The organism is Paraburkholderia aspalathi (assembly GCF_900116445.1).
Taxonomy (GTDB): Bacteria; Pseudomonadota; Gammaproteobacteria; order Burkholderiales; family Burkholderiaceae; genus Paraburkholderia; species Paraburkholderia aspalathi.
This window is the reverse complement of record NZ_FPBH01000050.1, coordinates 18,213-34,917: the sequence shown is the minus strand read 5'-3', so window position 1 is coordinate 34,917 and position 16,705 is coordinate 18,213. Positions and strand designations below refer to the sequence as shown.

The following is a 16,705-nucleotide window of genomic DNA, read 5'->3' as shown; positions in this document are numbered from 1 at the left end:
GACGCCCTTGTCACAAGCCTGTGCAGCGGCACGAACACAGATTCCAGTCGCACCACTACCACTTGCAGACCACGGTGCCCGCTTAGCAGGGGCTTCTAGCCGCTTTCTTTGCTTATCTTTCTTTGCGGCGGCAAAGAAAGTAAGTGCCGCCCCGCACAGGGGCAACGCTAATAAACCACTAACAATGCAAGGAAAGGCACCAAAGCCAGATCAAGGAAAGGCCAACGCCCCAAGAACACAGACAAAAACAAGGCAAGCCGCAGGCAAAACCATTAACCCCCTTCTACGAACGTGGACATCCCAGGACGGTCAGCAGAAAACCAAAACCTTTGCCACAATGCCCCATCGCGCGAAAGCGCCCGAAACATCACATGAACAGAAAATGATCCCCTTCTCGGTCCTCGACCTATCGCCAGTCATCGCAGGTGCCACCCCCGCGGACGCGTTCAAAAACACATTGGACCTCGCCCAGCACGCGGAAAACTGGAACTATCGCCGCTTCTGGCTCGCAGAACACCACAACATGACCGGTATCGCCAGCGCAGCCACCGCTGTCGTGATCGGCCACGTCGCCGGTGGGACGAAGAAAATCCGCGTCGGCTCCGGCGGCGTCATGCTGCCCAACCACGCACCGCTCGTCATCGCAGAACAGTTCGGTACTCTCGCCTCGCTCTATCCGGATCGCATCGACCTGGGCCTCGGCCGCGCACCCGGTACCGATCAAAGCACCGCCCGCGCGCTGCGCCGCGATCTGCAAAATAGCGCGGAGTCGTTTCCCGACGACGTCGTCGAGTTGCAACGCTATTTCGCCGATCCGGTGCCGGGTCAGCGGATTCGCGCAGTCCCCGGCGCAGGCCTTCATGTGCCGCTGTGGCTGCTCGGCTCATCGCTGTACAGCGCGCAACTGGCGGCCGCGCTCGGTCTGCCGTTCGCGTTTGCGTCGCACTTCGCGCCCGATCATATGTTCACCGCGCTAAAGGTCTATCGCGAGCAATTCCGTCCGTCGACAACGCTCGACAAGCCCTACGCCATGGTCGGCGTCAATCTGTTCGCCGCCGATAGCAACGAGGAAGCGCGACGTCTGTTCACCTCGCTGCAACAGCAGTTCGTCAACCTGCGGCGCGGCACGCCCGGTCAGTTGCAGCCGCCGGTCGAGCGCATCGAAGCCTCGGAGATGGAGTTAAACGGCGTCGCGCATTCGCTCGCTTGCTCCGTCATCGGCGATAGCGATACGGTTCGCGAGGGACTGCGGTCGATCATCGATCAGACCGGTGCGGATGAATTGATGCTGACCGCGCAGATCTACGATCACACAGCACGGCTGCGTTCGTTCGAGATCGGCGCGCAAGTGCGTGACGAGTTGGGTGCCGGTAAGTAACAACGCAGGCAAGTAACAGAAAAGGGCGGCCTGTATCAGCACAGGCCGCCCTTCTTTTTTCGTCGATTGGCTGGTTGCCCTGAATACACGGACATCAGGTTGCCCAGCCGCAATGCTCATCGCGCTCAGTCAGCGCCGTGCGAGTTCGAACTCAATTCCAACTTTCAAATCAAGCTCATACGTTGGGCTCTGACCTCGGCTAAAGCGCTTCAACTCAATCCCACGCCCTAGCGCTCAGGCCCAAGCTTATACACGCGCCAAAACTCACCGATTAGCCGGCACCGCCGCCAACCCATCGAGCAGCGCCTTATGAAACGCCTGCGGGTCCTGCATCTGCGGCGCGTGCCCCAAGCCGGCGAATTCGACGAGCGTCGCGTGAGGAATCGCCTTCGCGGCGGCCTTGCCCAGTTCGGGGTAGTGGCCGATCTTTGCGCGCACGTCAGGCGGCGCCGCATCCTTGCCGATCGCGGTCGTGTCCTTCTGGCCGATCAGCAGCAGCGTCGGCATGCTCAGGTGGCTGAGCTCGTACACCACGGGCTGCGTGTAAATCATGTCGTACAGCAACGCAGAATTCCACGCCACGATCTGCTTGCCCGGGCCACGGTACATCCCCGCCAGCATCTGTACCCACGGCTCATAGTCTGCGCGCCACTGGCCCGCGTAATAGGTCGCCTGCTCGTAACGGCGAATGCTGTCCGCGGTCGTCTTCAGCTCGCGCTCGTACCATTGGTCGACCGATAGCGACGGCACACCCTTCGCCTTCCAGTCCTCGAGGCCGATCGGATTGACCAGCACCAGTTGCTGCGTTTCATGCGGATACATCAGCGCATAGCGGATCGCGAGCATGCCGCCGGTCGAATGGCCGATCACGGTCGCATCGGTCACGCCGAGCGATTCGAGCAGCGCATGCGTATTGCGCGCCAGTTGTTGAAAGCTGTACTGATAGTGCTCAGGCTTGCTCGATTTACAAAAACCGATCTGATCCGGCGCGATCACCCGATAGCCGGCGTCGCTCAGGCGATGAATCGTCGCGTCCCACGTCGCCGCGCAAAAGTTCTTGCCGTGCAGCAATACGGCCGTGCGGCCGTTCGCATGCTCCGGCTTGATATCCATGTATGCCATGTGCAGCGCCACACCTTGCGAGGTGAAGTCGTATTGCTCGACCGGCGCCGGATAGTTGAAGCCCTGCAACTCGGGGCCGTACGCCGGACCGCTGTTGTCGACGGCCGCAGCCGGAGTGGCGCTGGTCGCCGCGGAACCGGGCTGGGCGTGAGATCCATCTGAACCACCGGAACTGGCCGCACTACCCGCGACGGCCCCACTGGCCGGCGTGGCGGCGAAAGCACCAGGTGCAGCGGCTAGCACGCAGGCGCTCAAGATGGCGAACAAAGACTGGCGGCGAAAATTCATCGATCGTTTTCTTGCAAAGGGAAATCGGCGGGAAGCAGGCAGGCTCAGGGCGCTGGAAAGCAACGCCCACACCCCGTTCAAAGCGGACGATTCTACGACGCGCCGCCGGACTCTGCTGCCGCGCGGGCAGACTCATGGCGGAACCGGCCAGTGTGGCACGCATATTGCGACGCTTCGCCTTGCGCCCTATGTGTCGTGCCGCACGGATGCGTCCCGCGCAAGGGTTGATCGTTCGCAAGGCGGCCGCGCGAGTTGCATCCGCACAATTCAGACTATTCGCCGGCGGCAATTCGGTGCTAGAACTAGCAGACGGGCCCGCCAAGACGAAAGCCGCCTGGCAGCACGAATCAATAACGCAGAGCGAGATAACAAGACCACCCGGGGCATACCAATCAGCAACTATCTTGCAAGGGACCGGAGTAAGCGCTAAAGCGCTAACTCCGGTCGACAAAGGAGACAGACATGGAAACTCCGGCACGGCTGAACGATCTGCAACGCACCACCCTCGCTATCGTCCTCGCGGGCGGACGGGGCACGCGGCTCGGGCCGCTCACGAACAAGCGCGTCAAACCAGCGGTGCACTTCGGCGGCAAGTACCGGATCATCGACTTCGCGCTCTCCAACTGTCTGAACTCCGGCATCCGCCGCATCGCGGTCGTCACGCAATACAAGGCGCACTCGCTACTCCGCCACCTGCAGCGCGGCTGGGGTTTCCTGCGCGGCGAATTCGGCGAATTCATCGACCTCTGGCCGGCGCAGCAGCGGGTGGAAGGCGCCCACTGGTACCGCGGTACGGCGGACGCCGTGTTCCAGAATCTCGACATCATCCGCTCGATCCGGCCGAAATACGTGGTCGTGCTGGCGGGCGACCACATCTACAAGATGGATTACACGCGCATGATCGCGGATCACGCGGAAAGCGGCGCCGATTGCACGGTCGGCTGCATCGAGGTGCCGCGCATGGAAGCAGTGGCCTTCGGCGTGATGCATGTGGATGAAAACCGCCGCGTGACCGGCTTCGTCGAAAAACCCGCCGATCCGCCCGCCATGCCGGGGCGCCCGGATTCGGCGCTCGCCAGCATGGGCATCTACGTGTTCAGCGCCGATTACCTGTATTCGCTACTCGAAGAGAACATCTCGAGCGTCGACACCGATCACGACTTCGGCAAGGACATCCTGCCGCGCGTCGTCACGCAAGGCACGGCGATCGCGCATCCGTTCAGCATGTCGTGCGTGTCGTCGGACCCGACGGTCGAGCCGTACTGGCGCGACGTCGGCACGATCGACGCCTATTGGGCTGCAAACCTCGATCTTGCCTCCACCATCCCGACGCTCGACCTGTACGACCGCAACTGGCCGATCTGGACGTATCAGGAACAGTTGCCACCCGCCAAGTTCGTACGCGATCTGAAAGGTCTGCAAGGCACCGGCAACAACCTGATCGTGTGCGGCGGCTGCGTGATCTCGGGTTCGCAGATTTCGCGTTCGGTGTTGTCGTCGAACGTCAAAGTGAGTTCGTTCTGTAACATCAATGAGGCAGTCTTGTTGCCGCAGGTCACCGTCGGCGCAAGCTGCCGGCTGCAGAAAGTGGTGATTGACCGCGGCTGCACCATTCCGGACGGCACGGTGATCGGTGAAGATCCGGCCGCGGACGCCGAACGCTTCTATCGCACCGACGACGGCGTCGTGCTGGTCACGCCCGACGCACTGCGGCAGAAGGGAACGTAATCGTCGCCGGGGCGGCAAAACGAACGGGCTGGCGAGGAGCCGGCCGCCCGTCTTGCCGCCCGCGCAAACTGCCGCAGACCTGCCGCAAACCCGCACTAACAGGAACGAGACCGAGCCTATGACGATTCGCGCCCTGCACGTCGCAAGCGAGCTGTATCCCCTCCTCAAAACGGGCGGTCTCGCCGACGTCGCAGGCGCGTTGCCGCCCGCGCTGATCGAGCGCGGCGCCGACGTGCGGGTGCTGCTGCCCGGCTTTCCGGCGGTAGTCGCCGGCTTGACGGACTTGCGGCCGGTGGCGCAACTGGGCCGCCGCTTCGACTCGCCGGGCGTCACGCTCGAACAGGGCACGTTGCCGTCGAACGGCCTGATCGTCTATGTGATCCGCGCCGGCTCGCTGTACGACCGGCCCGGCAACCCCTATCTGAACGACGAACACGTACCGTACGGCGACAATGCGCAACGCTTCGCCCTGCTCGGCTGGGTCGCCGCCCAACTGGCGCAGCACCTCGATCCGGCGTGGGCGCCGCAGATCGTCCACGCGCACGACTGGCACGCCGGACTCGCGCCCGCCTATCTGAAGGCGGCTGAACGGCAGCACGGCCGCTCGTTCGCGCGCAGCGTCTTTACTGTGCACAACCTCGCGTATCAGGGCGTGTTTCCGGCGCATCAGTTCGGCCAGTTGGCGCTGCCTGACGACTTCTTCAACATGCGCGGCGTCGAATTCTATGGGCAGTTGTCGTTTCTCAAGGCAGGCCTTTACTACAGCGACCGCATCACCACCGTCAGCCCCACCTACGCCCGCGAAATCCAGACTCTGGCCCAAGGTGGCGGGCTAGACGGGTTGCTGCGCCATCGCTCGCACGATCTGAGCGGCATCCTGAACGGCGTCGACTACTCGGTGTGGAATCCCGCCACCGACGCGCTGCTCGAAGATCACTACACGGACACGCGTCTGGCCGGCAAACTGGCCTGCAAGGAGGCGCTGCAAAAGCGCTTCGGCCTCGCGCAGAAAAGCGATGCACTGCTATTCGGCGTGGTGAGCCGGCTGACCGAGCAGAAAGGCCTTGACCTGCTGCTCGAGGCGGTGCCGGAAATTGTCAAACGCGGCGGGCAGCTAGTGGTGTTCGGCACCGGCGACCCGGCGCTCGAAAACGGTTTGAAACACGCCGCGCATGCGCATCCGGAATCGGTGGCGGTCGAACTGGGTTTCGACGAAACGCTCGCGCATACGATCGTCGCCGGCAGCGACGTGATCGCGGTGCCGTCGCGCTTCGAGCCTTGCGGGCTGACGCAACTGTATGCGCTGGCTTATGGGTCGCTGCCGCTCGTGCATTGCGTCGGCGGCCTCGCGGACACTGTTGTGGACGCGTCGCTCGAAAATCTCGCCGAGGACCTCGCTACAGGCTTCGTCTTCGAACGATTCGAGCCGAAGGGCATTGCGGCGGCGATCCGCCGCGCGTTTGCGCTCTATGACCGGCGCACCGAGTGGAAAGCCACGCAACGCCGCGCGATGCATCAGGATTTCGGCTGGGGCGCCTCGGCCGAGCGCTATCTGGCCTTGTATCGCGAACTATCCTGATGGTTCGACGCAACAACACGGGGACGGATCGACTCGCACGTGACAAACTCATGTATTGTTTCCTCACTATGCAGATAGCGCATTTTTCTTGCACCATCTGAAAAACAGTCACGAAACACAATCACGCCGCTTCAGGCGCCCGGCCAAAGCCGGTTCGTTACCGCGGCCATCCTTCCGTTCTCATTGATCGCGCACCACGCTGGCGCGGGCCACACCATGACGAAAAACGTTCTGAGCATCCAGTCACATGTCGTCTTCGGGCACGCCGGCAATAGCGCGGCCGAATTCCCGATGCGGCGGCTCGGCGTCAATGTCTGGCCGCTCAATACCGTGCAGTTCTCGAACCACACGCAATACGGTCATTGGACCGGCGGCGCGATCGAGGCCTCGCAGATGGAAGAGCTCGTCGAAGGGATCGGCGCGATCGGCATGCTGCCGCGCTGCGACGCCGTGCTGTCCGGCTACCTGGGCACGCCCGAGCAGGCGCAAGCGGTGCTGGAGATCGTCAAGGCCGTGAAGGCCGCCAATCCGCGCGCGTGGTACTTCTGCGATCCGGTGATGGGCGCCGCGAGCGGCTGCAAGGTCGAACCGGGCATTCAGGAATTTCTCGTGCGCACCATGCCGGAAGTGGCCGACGCGATGGCGCCGAACCATACCGAGTTGCAGCGCCTCGTGGGCCGCGAGATCGAGACACTCGAAGAAGCCGTGACCGCGTGCCGCGAGGTCATTGCCCGCGGGCCGAAGCTCATGCTGGTCAAACACCTGCTCGATCGCAACAGTCCCGCCGACCGTTTCAACATGCTGGTCGTCACCGAGCGCGAGGCCTGGATGGGCCAGCGTCCGCTCTACCCGTTCGCGCGGCAGCCGGTGGGCGTCGGCGATCTGACGAGCGCGGTGTTCGTCGCGCGCACGCTGCTGGGCGATTCGATCCGCTCGGCCTTCGAGCACACGCTGGCCGCCGTGAACGGCGTCGTCAAAACGACATGGCAGGCCGGGCGCTACGAGCTGGAACTGGTGGCGGCGCAAAACGAAATCGCGCAACCGCGTGAATGGTTCGACGCGTGGGTGGCGGAAACGGCTTAGGTCCTATAATGCGTGCCGAGCAGGCATGGGCCGCCACCCGCCCGCGCCGCATTTTTTTTAAGGCATCCGGCATTTCGCATTTAGCAGACGAGGCATCGATGGACGGTTATATCCGCAGCGAGCGGGAAGAATTTTTTGAGCAGTTGTGCATCAGTGTCGACGCGGACGAAGCGCACGAGCAGGAAGCAATCGAGTACTTCGAAAACCAGTTCGACCAGGCCGACTTCGATCCCGCACAGTGGCTCGACATCGCGCTGTTCTATTCGCCGGCGGTAGCGCGCGGCATCGTCGAAATGGTGACGGCCGACGACAAGGCGCGCAGCAACATCGCCGAAATCATCGCCGACAACCTCGACATCTCGTACGGCGAGGACGAGTGCCAGCAGTTCGCCGAGACCATCGAATTCGCGCTGAACAACGGCGTGCCGGTGGACATCGACCTGGTGCTCGACGGTTGCCAGCGCGCAATCGACGATCTCGACACCTGGGCCGACGACGAAACCAAGGCGCCCCTCCTGCGTCTGCGTGAAGAGCTGCTGCGCCAGCAAGGCGAGCAGTGAGCATGTAGTTTCAGGCCGGCGCGCTCGCGCCGGTTTCTCGAGCATCATCCGCAAGCCACAACCAGGCCTTAACAAGCAGGCCGTATCCCCGTTTACCCGCCCGCACATCGGCTCCATGCTTCTTAAGCATATGCCGCAATCCGCACCCGCACGCTGCCGCTGACAGGCCTCCAGCCCAAGCGCTGTGCGGCCTATGCCGAAATGCTCATTCAAAGCGCCGCGAACTGCCAAGACGGTCGCAAATTGGCTTTCTATATTCGCGCCAGATTGACCGGCATGTGAACGCCATTGCGCACGCCCCAAGGGTTCTTCCTACCGGCGTATTCCAGCATTGTTGATGGTGACCGATCGTCCGTACTCTTGATGACGCGCGCCATGCGAAGTCGAACCCATGCTTGCGCGTCGATCCAGCGTTACCGCCTTACCGTTTTCACACCTGAAACTGTCGATGGAGAGAAAGACCATGAGTCTTCGCAACACGCTGAAACCGCTTGCACTGTTCGTTGGCGCTGCCTTCGCGATCGCGCCGCTGGCCAGTTTCGCCGACGACCTGCCGGTGAAGATCGGCTTCGCCGCGCCGCTGACAGGCGCCAACGCGGGCTACGGGAAGGATCTGGAGAACGGTGTCCGGCTTGCCATCGAGGAAGCCAACGCCCAGAAGATCAAGATCGGCGACAAGGTCGCACAATTCCAGCTCGTCTCCGAAGACGACCAGGCCGATCCGCGCATCGGCGTGCAGGCCGCGCAGAAGCTGGTCGACGCGGGGGTCTCGGTAGTCGTGGGCCACTTCAATTCGGGCACGACGATTCCTGCCTCCCAGGTGTACGAACAGGCCGGCATTCCGGTGATCGACCCGGCCGCCACCAACCCGATCATTACCGGCCGTGGCTTCGCGAACACCTTCATGGTGATTTCCACCGATGCGCAGAACGCCGGCAACGCGGGCGTCTACGCCGTCGAGGTAACGAAGGCCAAACGCATTGCGATCATCGACGACCGCACCGCGTTCGGCCAGGGCGAGGCCGACGAGTTCGAGAAGGCGGTGAAAGCGCACGGCGGCACCATCGTGACGCGCGAATACACCGACAATCACGCGGTGGACTTCAGCACGCAGATCACCAAGATCAAGGCGACCAATGCCGATCTGATTTTCTTCGGCGGCCTCGATACGCAAGCGGCGGGCTTCGCGAAGCGGATGAAGCAACTGGGGATGAACGCACAGCTAGTGGGCGGCGGCGGCGTGATGGATCAGGACTTCATCAAGCTCGCCGGCGACTCGTCAGAAGGTGCGATGGCCTGGGAATACGGCAGACCGTTGGCTCAGTTGCCGGGCGGCAAAGACTTCTCCGCGAAGTTCAAGAAGCGCTTTGGGGTCGACATCCTGTCGTACGCACCGTTTGGGTATGACGGAGCATGGGCCGCGATCAAGGCGATGCAGCAGGCAAAATCCAGCTCGCCGGCGGTCTACCGGCCGGTGCTCAAGGCACTCGATTACGACGGCGTGACCGGCAAGATTTCGTTCGATAGCACCGGGGCATTGAAAAGCGGCGCTTCCACGCTGTATCAGGTCAAGAGCGGGGCATGGGTGCCTATCGTGACCAAGAGCGGAAGTTAAGCGTCTCTTTTGCCCGTGACGGCATTGCTGTTCATGCGGCAGTGGCGGTACTTCTTTACCGCCGCTGCCGTGGGCACGGTCGATGCCGTACCTGCCTGCCTACCTGCCAGCCTTCAACACCACCTCGGCGTCGAGATCCCGCTCGATCCGGATCAGATCATCTTTCACGCCGGCAAAGTCATCGGCAGAGCACATCTGATGGCCGAACGCGGCGCGCAGGTGTCGCCTGACCTGCAAGACCCGCGTGGCAGGATCGAACACGTAGCGGGAAGAAAACTCGAGGAAACGATCTTTCACCGTGGCATCCGCCGGCACATCCGTCACGCGGGCGAACCCCGGCAACGTCATTGCCAGCGTTTCATCGAATTCCCCGCCGATGCACGCCCAGGGCTGCGTCCTCGAAGGCTCTGCCAGCCACGCCTGGACCTGCCCGGCCATTCCACCGGATAAGCTCGTCAGGGCCGGCACTGCGGTCGTCCCATCGGTCCAGACAAAATGTGGCACCCGTCCCTGCATTGAGGTGGAAAAAGGTCCATCGGTCGAGGTCAGATCGCCCGTGTGCAACTGCGCGGTGCCATGCAAACCCGTCAGCAATAGACGGTTCGCCGCAATCTGTTGCGTGCGCTGCCGCGTTGCCCGTCGAAACATATTGCGTTCGAGCTCGGCGGTATAGCCGGCATCTTCCACGCGATAAGCATAGCTCGCCGCCCCGCTCTCATCGACGTCGATCTGCAGACGCGCCGTGCGCTCGCGCAACTGGGTGGCCGGCGTGCGCGCCAACACGCCCTCGTCGACCAGCAACACGGGCCGGTCCATCACGCTCGGCGGCAAATAGCCAAAACTCATGCCGCCTGCCGTGGTATCGGCAAACAGCGATAGATCAGGAATCCAGACAATTGCATGATTGATCGCGCTCTCGCCGTAGCCGGGCACCGCCGGCAAACTGTAGTACGGCCCGAGATTGAGCAGCACGGCCTCGCTGCGGATGCCGACCGCGGCGAGAAGCGCGCTGTACAACGCGACGTGGTCCTTGCAGTCGCCATAGCGGTTGTGCAGGATGTCGATCGCCTTATGCGGGATCGCCGCCGTCTCGCCGAGAAACAGCGCCACGTAGCGAATATTCAGGCGCATCCAGTCGTACAGGATCTGCGCCTTCGCACGCGGGTCGCTCGCCTCCGCAGTCAGGCTCCGCGCGAGTTGAACGATGGCCGGGTCGCTCATCGTCGCGTCGGCTGCAGGGCCGCGATAACGCGCGGCGAAATTCGCGAAGTCCGGCACGGTCGACACCATCAGCCGGTCGCCCCAGTTCGCATAGCCCACCGCGCCCGCTTCGAGCGGCGCATACGGGCCGTGCTGGTAATCGAACTCGTAGCGGGTGCGGCCGTTTGCAGTGACCGGTGGCAACGCGACGTAGCCGCGCGCATCGGCATAAAGCGGCACGTCGGCGGGCAGGTCGAAGATCAGGCGCTGCATCTCGACAGGCTCGCGCGTTGGTTCGACCAGGTAGGCAAACGTGCCGGCCTGAAGGGGCTTCGTGCGCGTCTTGCGGAAGGCCAGATGCACGCGCGAGCCGGGCGCGACGCCCGGAAAGATCACGGTGCGCAACACGCCGTCTTCGAAACTCGGTGCGCCCGCTGAGCGCGGTTCCTGCACGTCACGGATCGCCTCAGGGCCGACCGGATGCGCGACGCCGTTCAGGTCGATCGTTTCCGTGGCCAACAGTTGCACCCGCTCGATGTCCTTGTTGAACCACACATAGCGTTGCGCGATATCGTCGACGCCGCTCGTCGTGTTGGCCCGCAGGACCGTGTCGTCATGTTCTTCGACGGAGCCGTCTTTCTGGATTACGAAGAGGTGGACGTCGCGCTCCGTCGTCGAGGGGGAGAGGTCATCGTTTGGGGTGCTGGAGGTGATCGAAGAAACACTCACCTCAGCCTGCGCGACGGTTGCACACGCAACCAGCGCCAACGCTGCGGTCAGCTTCACGAACGCCAACCACCGCGTCATGCGCGACGCGCCCTGCCTCGCGCGCGCCACGCACGCGGACTCGACGCAAACTCCGCGCGAAACGCGTGGTTGAAATTCGACAGATCGTTGAAGCCGCAATCGAGCGCGATATCGACGACCTTCGCGCTGTCGTCGTGAAGGCGCAGCGCCGCCGCTCGCAAGCGCGCACGCAGCACATATTGATGCGGTGTCACGCCGGTCACGCGCTGGAACGTGCGCAGGAAGTAGAACTCGCTTAGACCCGCCGCGGCAGCGAGGCTCGTCAGCGTATGCGCGGCGCCTGGCGTGTCGTCGATCAGGCGCACAGTCTGCGCCACGCGCGACCAGGCTGCGGCGCTTGCGGGCGCTTCCGCACGCTTCAATGCACCCGCCGCCTTGAGCGTCGAGACGGCCACTTCGACTGACAGTTCATCCCACACCGCGCCGCCCGTATCCAGCGCGCCGGCACACGCACGCGCGATCAGCGGCGACAACGCGGGCAGCGACGGAATGCGCGCGCGCCTGAAGTTCAGATCGCCGCTCGCGATGCCCGCGTCCTCGGCCAGCCGTTCGAAGTACGCCGGCGCATAGCGGAAGGCAATGCAGCGATCACCGGGAGCATGCCGATGGCCGCATTCAAAGCAGTCACCCGTATTGCCGAGCAACAGCGCGCCGGGGGTGAGCAACGCGCGCCCGGTCGCGGTCCGGTAGCCGAACGAACCGGCCACCACCATCGCGATGCACACGCCCGCGTGCCGCTCCTCGAACGGTTGGTCGTGTGGGCCGAAGGTGCAGAGGATGTCCGCGACATCCCAGCTCGCGCCCTGGGCCAGCGGACGCGCGTTCGTGCTGCCACGCGTGCCTTCCCGCGCGCGCTGCGCGAGCGCCTGCTGCAAAGTGACGGCAATTTTCCCCAAGACGCACCTCGGCTGAGTCCGTATCGTCGTTTTAGCACATCGGCGGCCGGCGCGGTTCTGCCTGTTACGGCGATGGCGCTTTCACTGAACGCCCGAAGGAGCACATACGATGAACATGCTGAACGAGACCATCGATTGCGGCTTTCACGCCGCCTTGAGCGCCCCGGCCCGGGCCGCCGACATCGATGCCGCCGACGACCTCTACGGCTGGCTGATCGGGAGCTGGGACATGGACGTGCTGCACTACCGCGTCGACCTCGGCAACGCGCGCCGTCGCGGCGAGATTCATTTTGGCTGGGTGCTGGAGGGCCGCGCCGTGCAGGACGTGTGGATCATGCCGCCGCCACGCGAACCTCACGCGGGACTCACGTCCGCCGACACGATGTACGGCACCACGCTGAGAGTGTGGGACCCGGCGCTGCGCGCATGGCGCGTGACTTATATAAATCCGCTGACCAGTCAGCGCGATGAGCTGGTCGGCCGACGCGTCGGCGATGATCTCGTGCAGATCGGCACGCATGCCGACGGCACGCCCATTCGATGGAATTTCACCGACATCACGAGAGATTCGTTCCGCTGGACCGGCGTCGCGCTGGCGCAGGATGGCGTGACATGGACACTCGAGGCGGAATTCCACGCGCGACGCAGGCGTTAGCTGCGGCCGGACGATCAGGAGGTCCAACAAACCTGCATGCAACAAAGACGCCCTGCTGCACAAGCTGCAGGCTTCAATCCCCTCCCCCAATCTGCGCAAGCAAAGCCTGCAAACGCTCCACATGCCTGAGCAGCAAATGCCGATGCTTTTCGATCTGCTCCAGCCGGCCAGCCAGGTCGGCCTGAATCGGGTCGTCGAGATCGGCGGCGGCGATCACGTCCTCCACTTTCGATCGCATCGACGCAAGCTCCACCGGCGCATGACTCAAATGCCGTTCGAAACGCCGCACGTCCTGTATCGCCAGATCGCGAACTTTGCGGAAGTGGGCCTGACGCCGATGCGCTTCGGCGTCGAGCGTCTCTTCTTCCACGCGTTTGGCCGGCGCCGTCTGGCCGAAAATCGGCTCGGGCGGCCGCAGCACCGTCTTCTTGCGCACCGGATGCGCCGTGCCGCGAAAACGCGCGAGCGGCTGTTCGTTGTCGATCGCTTCGCGCGCGTTGGCCGGTATGTCCTGCTCGGTATGCGACACGTTCATCCAGCCAGCCGGCAAGCCGGTGACCGCTTCGATCCCGCGCACGAACTCCTCGCTGAATTCGCGCTGGCCGGACAGCATCAATTTGAGGTAGCTGGCGGAAAAGGTCATCATGCGCGCGAGACGCGTCGCGGCGCCGACCTCGCGGGTCAGCAGCACCAGATTTGCTCGCCAGACCGGGAGTAGCAATTCGTCGGAATCTTCCATCGCTGGGTCTTCCATCTTTTTGCCCGATGTACGGATGACGCGCTTGCACACGTCATCGTTTTGAAAGGGTAGCCGCTTCTGCGCATGGGGCGCAATGCCCGCGTGCATCCCGCGACTGTCGAGGTATCGAAATGACGCGCTACGGCACGCCGCTGCCCGGGGATAAAACGCCACGAAGGCCGGCGTTTTGAGTTGACCCGTGCATTCGGTCAGCGTTCCTTCGCTGCGCGCGTGATGTGTGGCATCCTTTCGAACCGTTGTGGCACGCCACGTGCTGCAGCGTTAGCACCACCACCATGATTTAAGGATTCTGTAATGAAGAAAATTGTCCTCGCCATCGCAGCAACGATCGTCGCCCTGAGCGCCGTCGCTCCCGCTCAAGCTTACGAGCACCACCGCGAATGCCACAAGGTGCGCGTCCACCATCACTGGGAACGTCGCTGCCATTGAGCGTTACGCAGCGCCCCATAGCGCGCGCATCGAAAAGCCTCGCCGCAAGCGGGGCTTTTTTGTAGCCGCTCCGCTTCGACGAGGCTCCGGTCAGATCTTCAGCGAAACCTGCAACGCTCTATACGTTCGGCGCGAACGCCGCAGCATGCAATCACGGACACATGCTGTTACACCTTTGCGGTGTGGGCCGACGCGGTCGCGGCCTCGCGGAATGCGAAGCACGGCGAACCGCGTGGAAAAGATGAAATGGATCCCGCGGACAGCGGCGACGTCGGGCTTCCGCCGTTAAGCCGCTTTAACGCGCTCCAACGCCGTCATCACAAGCTCTTCCAGCAAGGGCTCGATCTTCGCAGCCAGCGCTTCGTCATACGCATACGGCATCTGCTCTTCCATATACGTAATCTGCGACAACTCGAGCTGGACCGCGTGCACACCCTGCGACGGCTGCCCGTACTGCCGCGTGATGTACCCGCCCTTGAAGCGCCCGTTGGCGACCGCGGAATATCCGCCATGCCGTCCGACAACAGCAGCCAATTCCTCGCCCAATCCGGCCACTGCGCTGGCGCCGTTCGACGTGCCGAAGTTGAAATCCGGCAGACGTCCTTCGAAAAAACGCGGCACGTGCGAGCGAATCGAATGTGCTTCCCACAGCAGCACCTTGCCGTGCTTCGCCTTCAACGCGGCCAGTTCGCCCGTCAGCGCCTCGTGATACGGCTTCCAGTAAGCATCGCGGCGACGCGCGACTTCGGCGTCGTCCGGCAGATGGCCGTCGAGGTACAAAGGTTCCTTGTCGAAGGTATCGACCGGCAGCAAGCCAGTGGTGTCCTGCCCTGGATACAGATTCGCGCCGTCGGGCGGACGGTTCAGGTCGATCACATAACGCGCGTAGGTCGGCGCCAGGATCGACGCGCCCATGCGTTTCGCAAACGCGTAGAGACGGTCGAGATGCCAGTCGCAGTCGTCAGTGCGCTGCGCGACCGGCGTCATCGTTGCGGCGATATCGGCGGGGATTTGCGTGCCCAGATGCGGGATCGAAATCAGCAAGGGCAAGCTTCCCTGATGCAGCGATAGAACCGGCGGAGTAGTAGTAGACGAAGCAGTCATGTCAGTCCGGAATCGATGGGATCGATAAAAATCGAAGGCTCAGCGTGTTCAGCCATTCATGCGAGCCTTGCGCTTCAGGATGCGGCAACAGCCAACGGCGTCAGCAGTTTACTTGAGCAATTCGGCGAGCGCCCCGCGATAACGCGCGTAAGCGCCCTCTTCATCACGATGGCGGCGGTTGTCGACGACCTTGTCGCCGCCCGCGTAGACGTCGCGAATCGGCGTCTCACCATGTTCGCAGAATACAACGCCCGAGAGCCACGCGTTCGGCGCGTGCTCGGCGATGCTCGAATGATCCGCGTCGAGCACCAGCCAGTCGGCGCGGCGGCCGGCCTGCAATGCGCCCACTGCGCGACCGGTGGCATGCGCGCCGCCTTCGAGCGCCGCGTCGAACAGACGATCGGCCACGTGCGTGGCGTGCGCGGATGCCAGCACATTGCGCTGACGGCGTGTCAGGCGCTGGCCGTATTCGAGCAAACGCAATTCCGCTCGCCAGTCGACGCCGATATGGCTGTCCGATCCGACCCCGATGCGCCCTTCTGCGTCGAGATATTCTTGCGCCGGAAAAATGCCGTCGCCGAGATTCGCTTCGGTAGTCAGACACAAACCCGCGACCGCACCGCTTTTCGCGAGCGCCAGCGTTTCGTTCGCATCGACATGCGTGGCGTGCACGAGGCACCAGCGGCTGTCGACCTCGAAACGATCGAGCAGCCACTGCACCGGCCGCGCACCTTCGGTTTCGAGGCAGGCGTCGACTTCGGCGGTTTGCTCGGCGATATGGATGTGAACCGGCGCGCTTCGATCGATGCCATTCAGCAAGGCGTGCAACGAATCGGCCGATACCGCACGCAACGAATGCGGCGCGACGCCATAACGCAACGCCGCGCTCTCGGGACGCGCCGCGCGCACCGTGCCGAGCAGATCGAGCAGACTCTCCGGTGTGTTGATGAAGCGCTGCTGATCTTCGCGCGGGGGGCGCGAGCCGAAACCGCTGTACTGATACAGCACGGGCAGCATCGTCATACCGATGCCGCTCGCCGACGCGGCGTCCACTACACGTTGCGCCAGTTCCGCCTGATTCGAATAGCGGCTGCCATCCGGCGTGTGGTGCACGTAATGGAATTCGCAGACCGATGTGTAGCCCGCCTTCAACATCTCGATGTAGAGCCACTGCGCGACGGCAGCGAGCCCTTCCGGCGTGATCCGAGCGGCGAAGCGGTACATCAGATCGCGCCAGCTCCAGAAGTTGTCCGTTGCGTTCGCACGATATTCGGTCAGGCCGGCCATCGCACGTTGAAACGCGTGCGAGTGAAGATTTGGCATGCCAGGCAATACGGGGCCTGCGGCTTTTTGCACACCGTCGGGAACTGCCGCCGTATCGGGCGTCACGGATGTCAGCGTGCCGTTAGCGTCCCATTCCAGCAGCACATTGCGGCGCCAGCCGTCGGGTAGATAGGCGTGATCGGCGAATAGTGATTGTTTTGATTGCATCATCTCTCAG

Annotated in this window: 14 protein-coding genes; 8 read left to right on the top strand and 6 right to left on the bottom strand. The window is 63.2% G+C overall.

The genetic code is table 11. From position 1 onward, the window contains the following. The first annotated feature begins 382 nt into the window (after window positions 1–382). Window positions 383–1,378, top strand: coding sequence for an LLM class flavin-dependent oxidoreductase (locus BM438_RS41535; protein WP_093646784.1), 996 nt, complete (start codon window positions 383–385; stop codon window positions 1,376–1,378). Window positions 1,379–1,642: 264 nt separating this feature from the next. Here the strand turns inward: BM438_RS41535 and BM438_RS41530 are convergent, their stop codons facing one another. Continuing rightward, on the bottom strand, window positions 1,643–2,788 hold the full coding sequence (locus BM438_RS41530; protein ID WP_093646781.1) for an alpha/beta fold hydrolase: 1,146 nt from the start codon (window positions 2,786–2,788) through the stop codon (window positions 1,643–1,645). Window positions 2,789–3,250: 462 nt separating this feature from the next. On the opposite strand from BM438_RS41530, the gene glgC reads away from it, so the two are divergent. The 5 genes from glgC to BM438_RS41505 all read left to right on the top strand — a co-directional run bounded on the left by glgC (window position 3,251) and on the right by BM438_RS41505 (window position 9,353). After that, the gene (glgC, locus tag BM438_RS41525) at window positions 3,251–4,516 is read left to right on the top strand and encodes a glucose-1-phosphate adenylyltransferase (RefSeq protein WP_093646779.1); all 1,266 of its coding nucleotides are present in this window, start codon (window positions 3,251–3,253) and stop codon (window positions 4,514–4,516) included. A gap of 118 nt (window positions 4,517–4,634) precedes the next feature. After that, window positions 4,635–6,095, top strand: coding sequence for a glycogen synthase GlgA (glgA, locus tag BM438_RS41520; RefSeq protein WP_093646776.1), 1,461 nt, complete (start codon window positions 4,635–4,637; stop codon window positions 6,093–6,095). Window positions 6,096–6,311: 216 nt separating this feature from the next. Continuing rightward, complete coding sequence (gene pdxY, locus BM438_RS41515; protein ID WP_054040545.1) at window positions 6,312–7,178, top strand: pyridoxal kinase PdxY; 867 nt, start codon at window positions 6,312–6,314, stop codon at window positions 7,176–7,178. A 98-nt stretch (window positions 7,179–7,276) separates the two neighbouring features. After that, entirely contained in the window at window positions 7,277–7,738 is a 462-nt protein-coding gene (locus BM438_RS41510; RefSeq protein ID WP_054040547.1) for a hypothetical protein, read from the top strand. A gap of 463 nt (window positions 7,739–8,201) precedes the next feature. After that, the gene (locus BM438_RS41505; RefSeq protein ID WP_054040549.1) at window positions 8,202–9,353 is read left to right on the top strand and encodes a branched-chain amino acid ABC transporter substrate-binding protein; all 1,152 of its coding nucleotides are present in this window, start codon (window positions 8,202–8,204) and stop codon (window positions 9,351–9,353) included. 99 nt (window positions 9,354–9,452) lie between these two features. Here the strand turns inward: BM438_RS41505 and BM438_RS41500 are convergent, their stop codons facing one another. Then, on the bottom strand, window positions 9,453–11,360 hold the full coding sequence (locus BM438_RS41500; protein WP_093646811.1) for a DUF3857 domain-containing transglutaminase family protein: 1,908 nt from the start codon (window positions 11,358–11,360) through the stop codon (window positions 9,453–9,455). Next, window positions 11,357–12,256 (bottom strand): helix-turn-helix transcriptional regulator, encoded by a 900-nt coding sequence (locus BM438_RS41495; protein ID WP_093646774.1) that lies wholly within the window; start codon window positions 12,254–12,256, stop codon window positions 11,357–11,359. Before BM438_RS41495 ends, BM438_RS41500 begins: the two co-directional genes overlap by 4 nt. Before the next feature lie 109 nt (window positions 12,257–12,365). On the opposite strand from BM438_RS41495, the gene BM438_RS41490 reads away from it, so the two are divergent. Next, window positions 12,366–12,911: a hypothetical protein gene (locus BM438_RS41490; protein WP_093646771.1), complete on the top strand. Its 546-nt coding sequence runs from the start codon at window positions 12,366–12,368 to the stop codon at window positions 12,909–12,911. Between the two features lie 73 nt (window positions 12,912–12,984). On the opposite strand, the gene BM438_RS41485 is transcribed toward BM438_RS41490, so the two are convergent. Next, on the bottom strand, window positions 12,985–13,650 hold the full coding sequence (locus BM438_RS41485) for a hypothetical protein (RefSeq protein ID WP_093646809.1): 666 nt from the start codon (window positions 13,648–13,650) through the stop codon (window positions 12,985–12,987). A gap of 315 nt (window positions 13,651–13,965) precedes the next feature. Here BM438_RS41485 and BM438_RS46825 point away from each other — a divergent pair, with 315 nt between their 5' ends. Continuing rightward, window positions 13,966–14,100, top strand: a complete 135-nt coding sequence (locus BM438_RS46825; protein ID WP_266212797.1) for a hypothetical protein — start codon at window positions 13,966–13,968, stop codon at window positions 14,098–14,100. A 285-nt stretch (window positions 14,101–14,385) separates the two neighbouring features. Here the strand turns inward: BM438_RS46825 and hutG are convergent, their stop codons facing one another. Continuing rightward, complete coding sequence (hutG, locus tag BM438_RS41480) at window positions 14,386–15,204, bottom strand: N-formylglutamate deformylase (RefSeq protein WP_093646769.1); 819 nt, start codon at window positions 15,202–15,204, stop codon at window positions 14,386–14,388. Between the two features lie 108 nt (window positions 15,205–15,312). Further along, window positions 15,313–16,698, bottom strand: a complete 1,386-nt coding sequence (locus BM438_RS41475) for a formimidoylglutamate deiminase (protein WP_093646766.1) — start codon at window positions 16,696–16,698, stop codon at window positions 15,313–15,315. Window positions 16,699–16,705 lie beyond the last annotated feature (7 nt).

What these genes read in the sequence shown, in the direction of transcription:
- BM438_RS41535 (WP_093646784.1), top strand. Translation starts at nt 383, where the DNA reads ATGATCCCCTTCTCGGTCCTCGACCTATCGCCAGTCATCGCAGGTGCC.
- BM438_RS41530 (WP_093646781.1), bottom strand. Translation starts at nt 2,788, where the DNA reads ATGAATTTTCGCCGCCAGTCTTTGTTCGCCATCTTGAGCGCCTGCGTG.
- glgC (WP_093646779.1), top strand. Translation starts at nt 3,251, where the DNA reads ATGGAAACTCCGGCACGGCTGAACGATCTGCAACGCACCACCCTCGCT.
- glgA (WP_093646776.1), top strand. Translation starts at nt 4,635, where the DNA reads ATGACGATTCGCGCCCTGCACGTCGCAAGCGAGCTGTATCCCCTCCTC.
- pdxY (WP_054040545.1), top strand. Translation starts at nt 6,312, where the DNA reads ATGACGAAAAACGTTCTGAGCATCCAGTCACATGTCGTCTTCGGGCAC.
- BM438_RS41510 (WP_054040547.1), top strand. Translation starts at nt 7,277, where the DNA reads ATGGACGGTTATATCCGCAGCGAGCGGGAAGAATTTTTTGAGCAGTTG.
- BM438_RS41505 (WP_054040549.1), top strand. Translation starts at nt 8,202, where the DNA reads ATGAGTCTTCGCAACACGCTGAAACCGCTTGCACTGTTCGTTGGCGCT.
- BM438_RS41500 (WP_093646811.1), bottom strand. Translation starts at nt 11,360, where the DNA reads ATGACGCGGTGGTTGGCGTTCGTGAAGCTGACCGCAGCGTTGGCGCTG.
- BM438_RS41490 (WP_093646771.1), top strand. Translation starts at nt 12,366, where the DNA reads ATGAACATGCTGAACGAGACCATCGATTGCGGCTTTCACGCCGCCTTG.
- BM438_RS41485 (WP_093646809.1), bottom strand. Translation starts at nt 13,650, where the DNA reads ATGGAAGATTCCGACGAATTGCTACTCCCGGTCTGGCGAGCAAATCTG.
- BM438_RS46825 (WP_266212797.1), top strand. Translation starts at nt 13,966, where the DNA reads ATGAAGAAAATTGTCCTCGCCATCGCAGCAACGATCGTCGCCCTGAGC.
- hutG (WP_093646769.1), bottom strand. Translation starts at nt 15,204, where the DNA reads ATGACTGCTTCGTCTACTACTACTCCGCCGGTTCTATCGCTGCATCAG.
- BM438_RS41475 (WP_093646766.1), bottom strand. Translation starts at nt 16,698, where the DNA reads ATGATGCAATCAAAACAATCACTATTCGCCGATCACGCCTATCTACCC.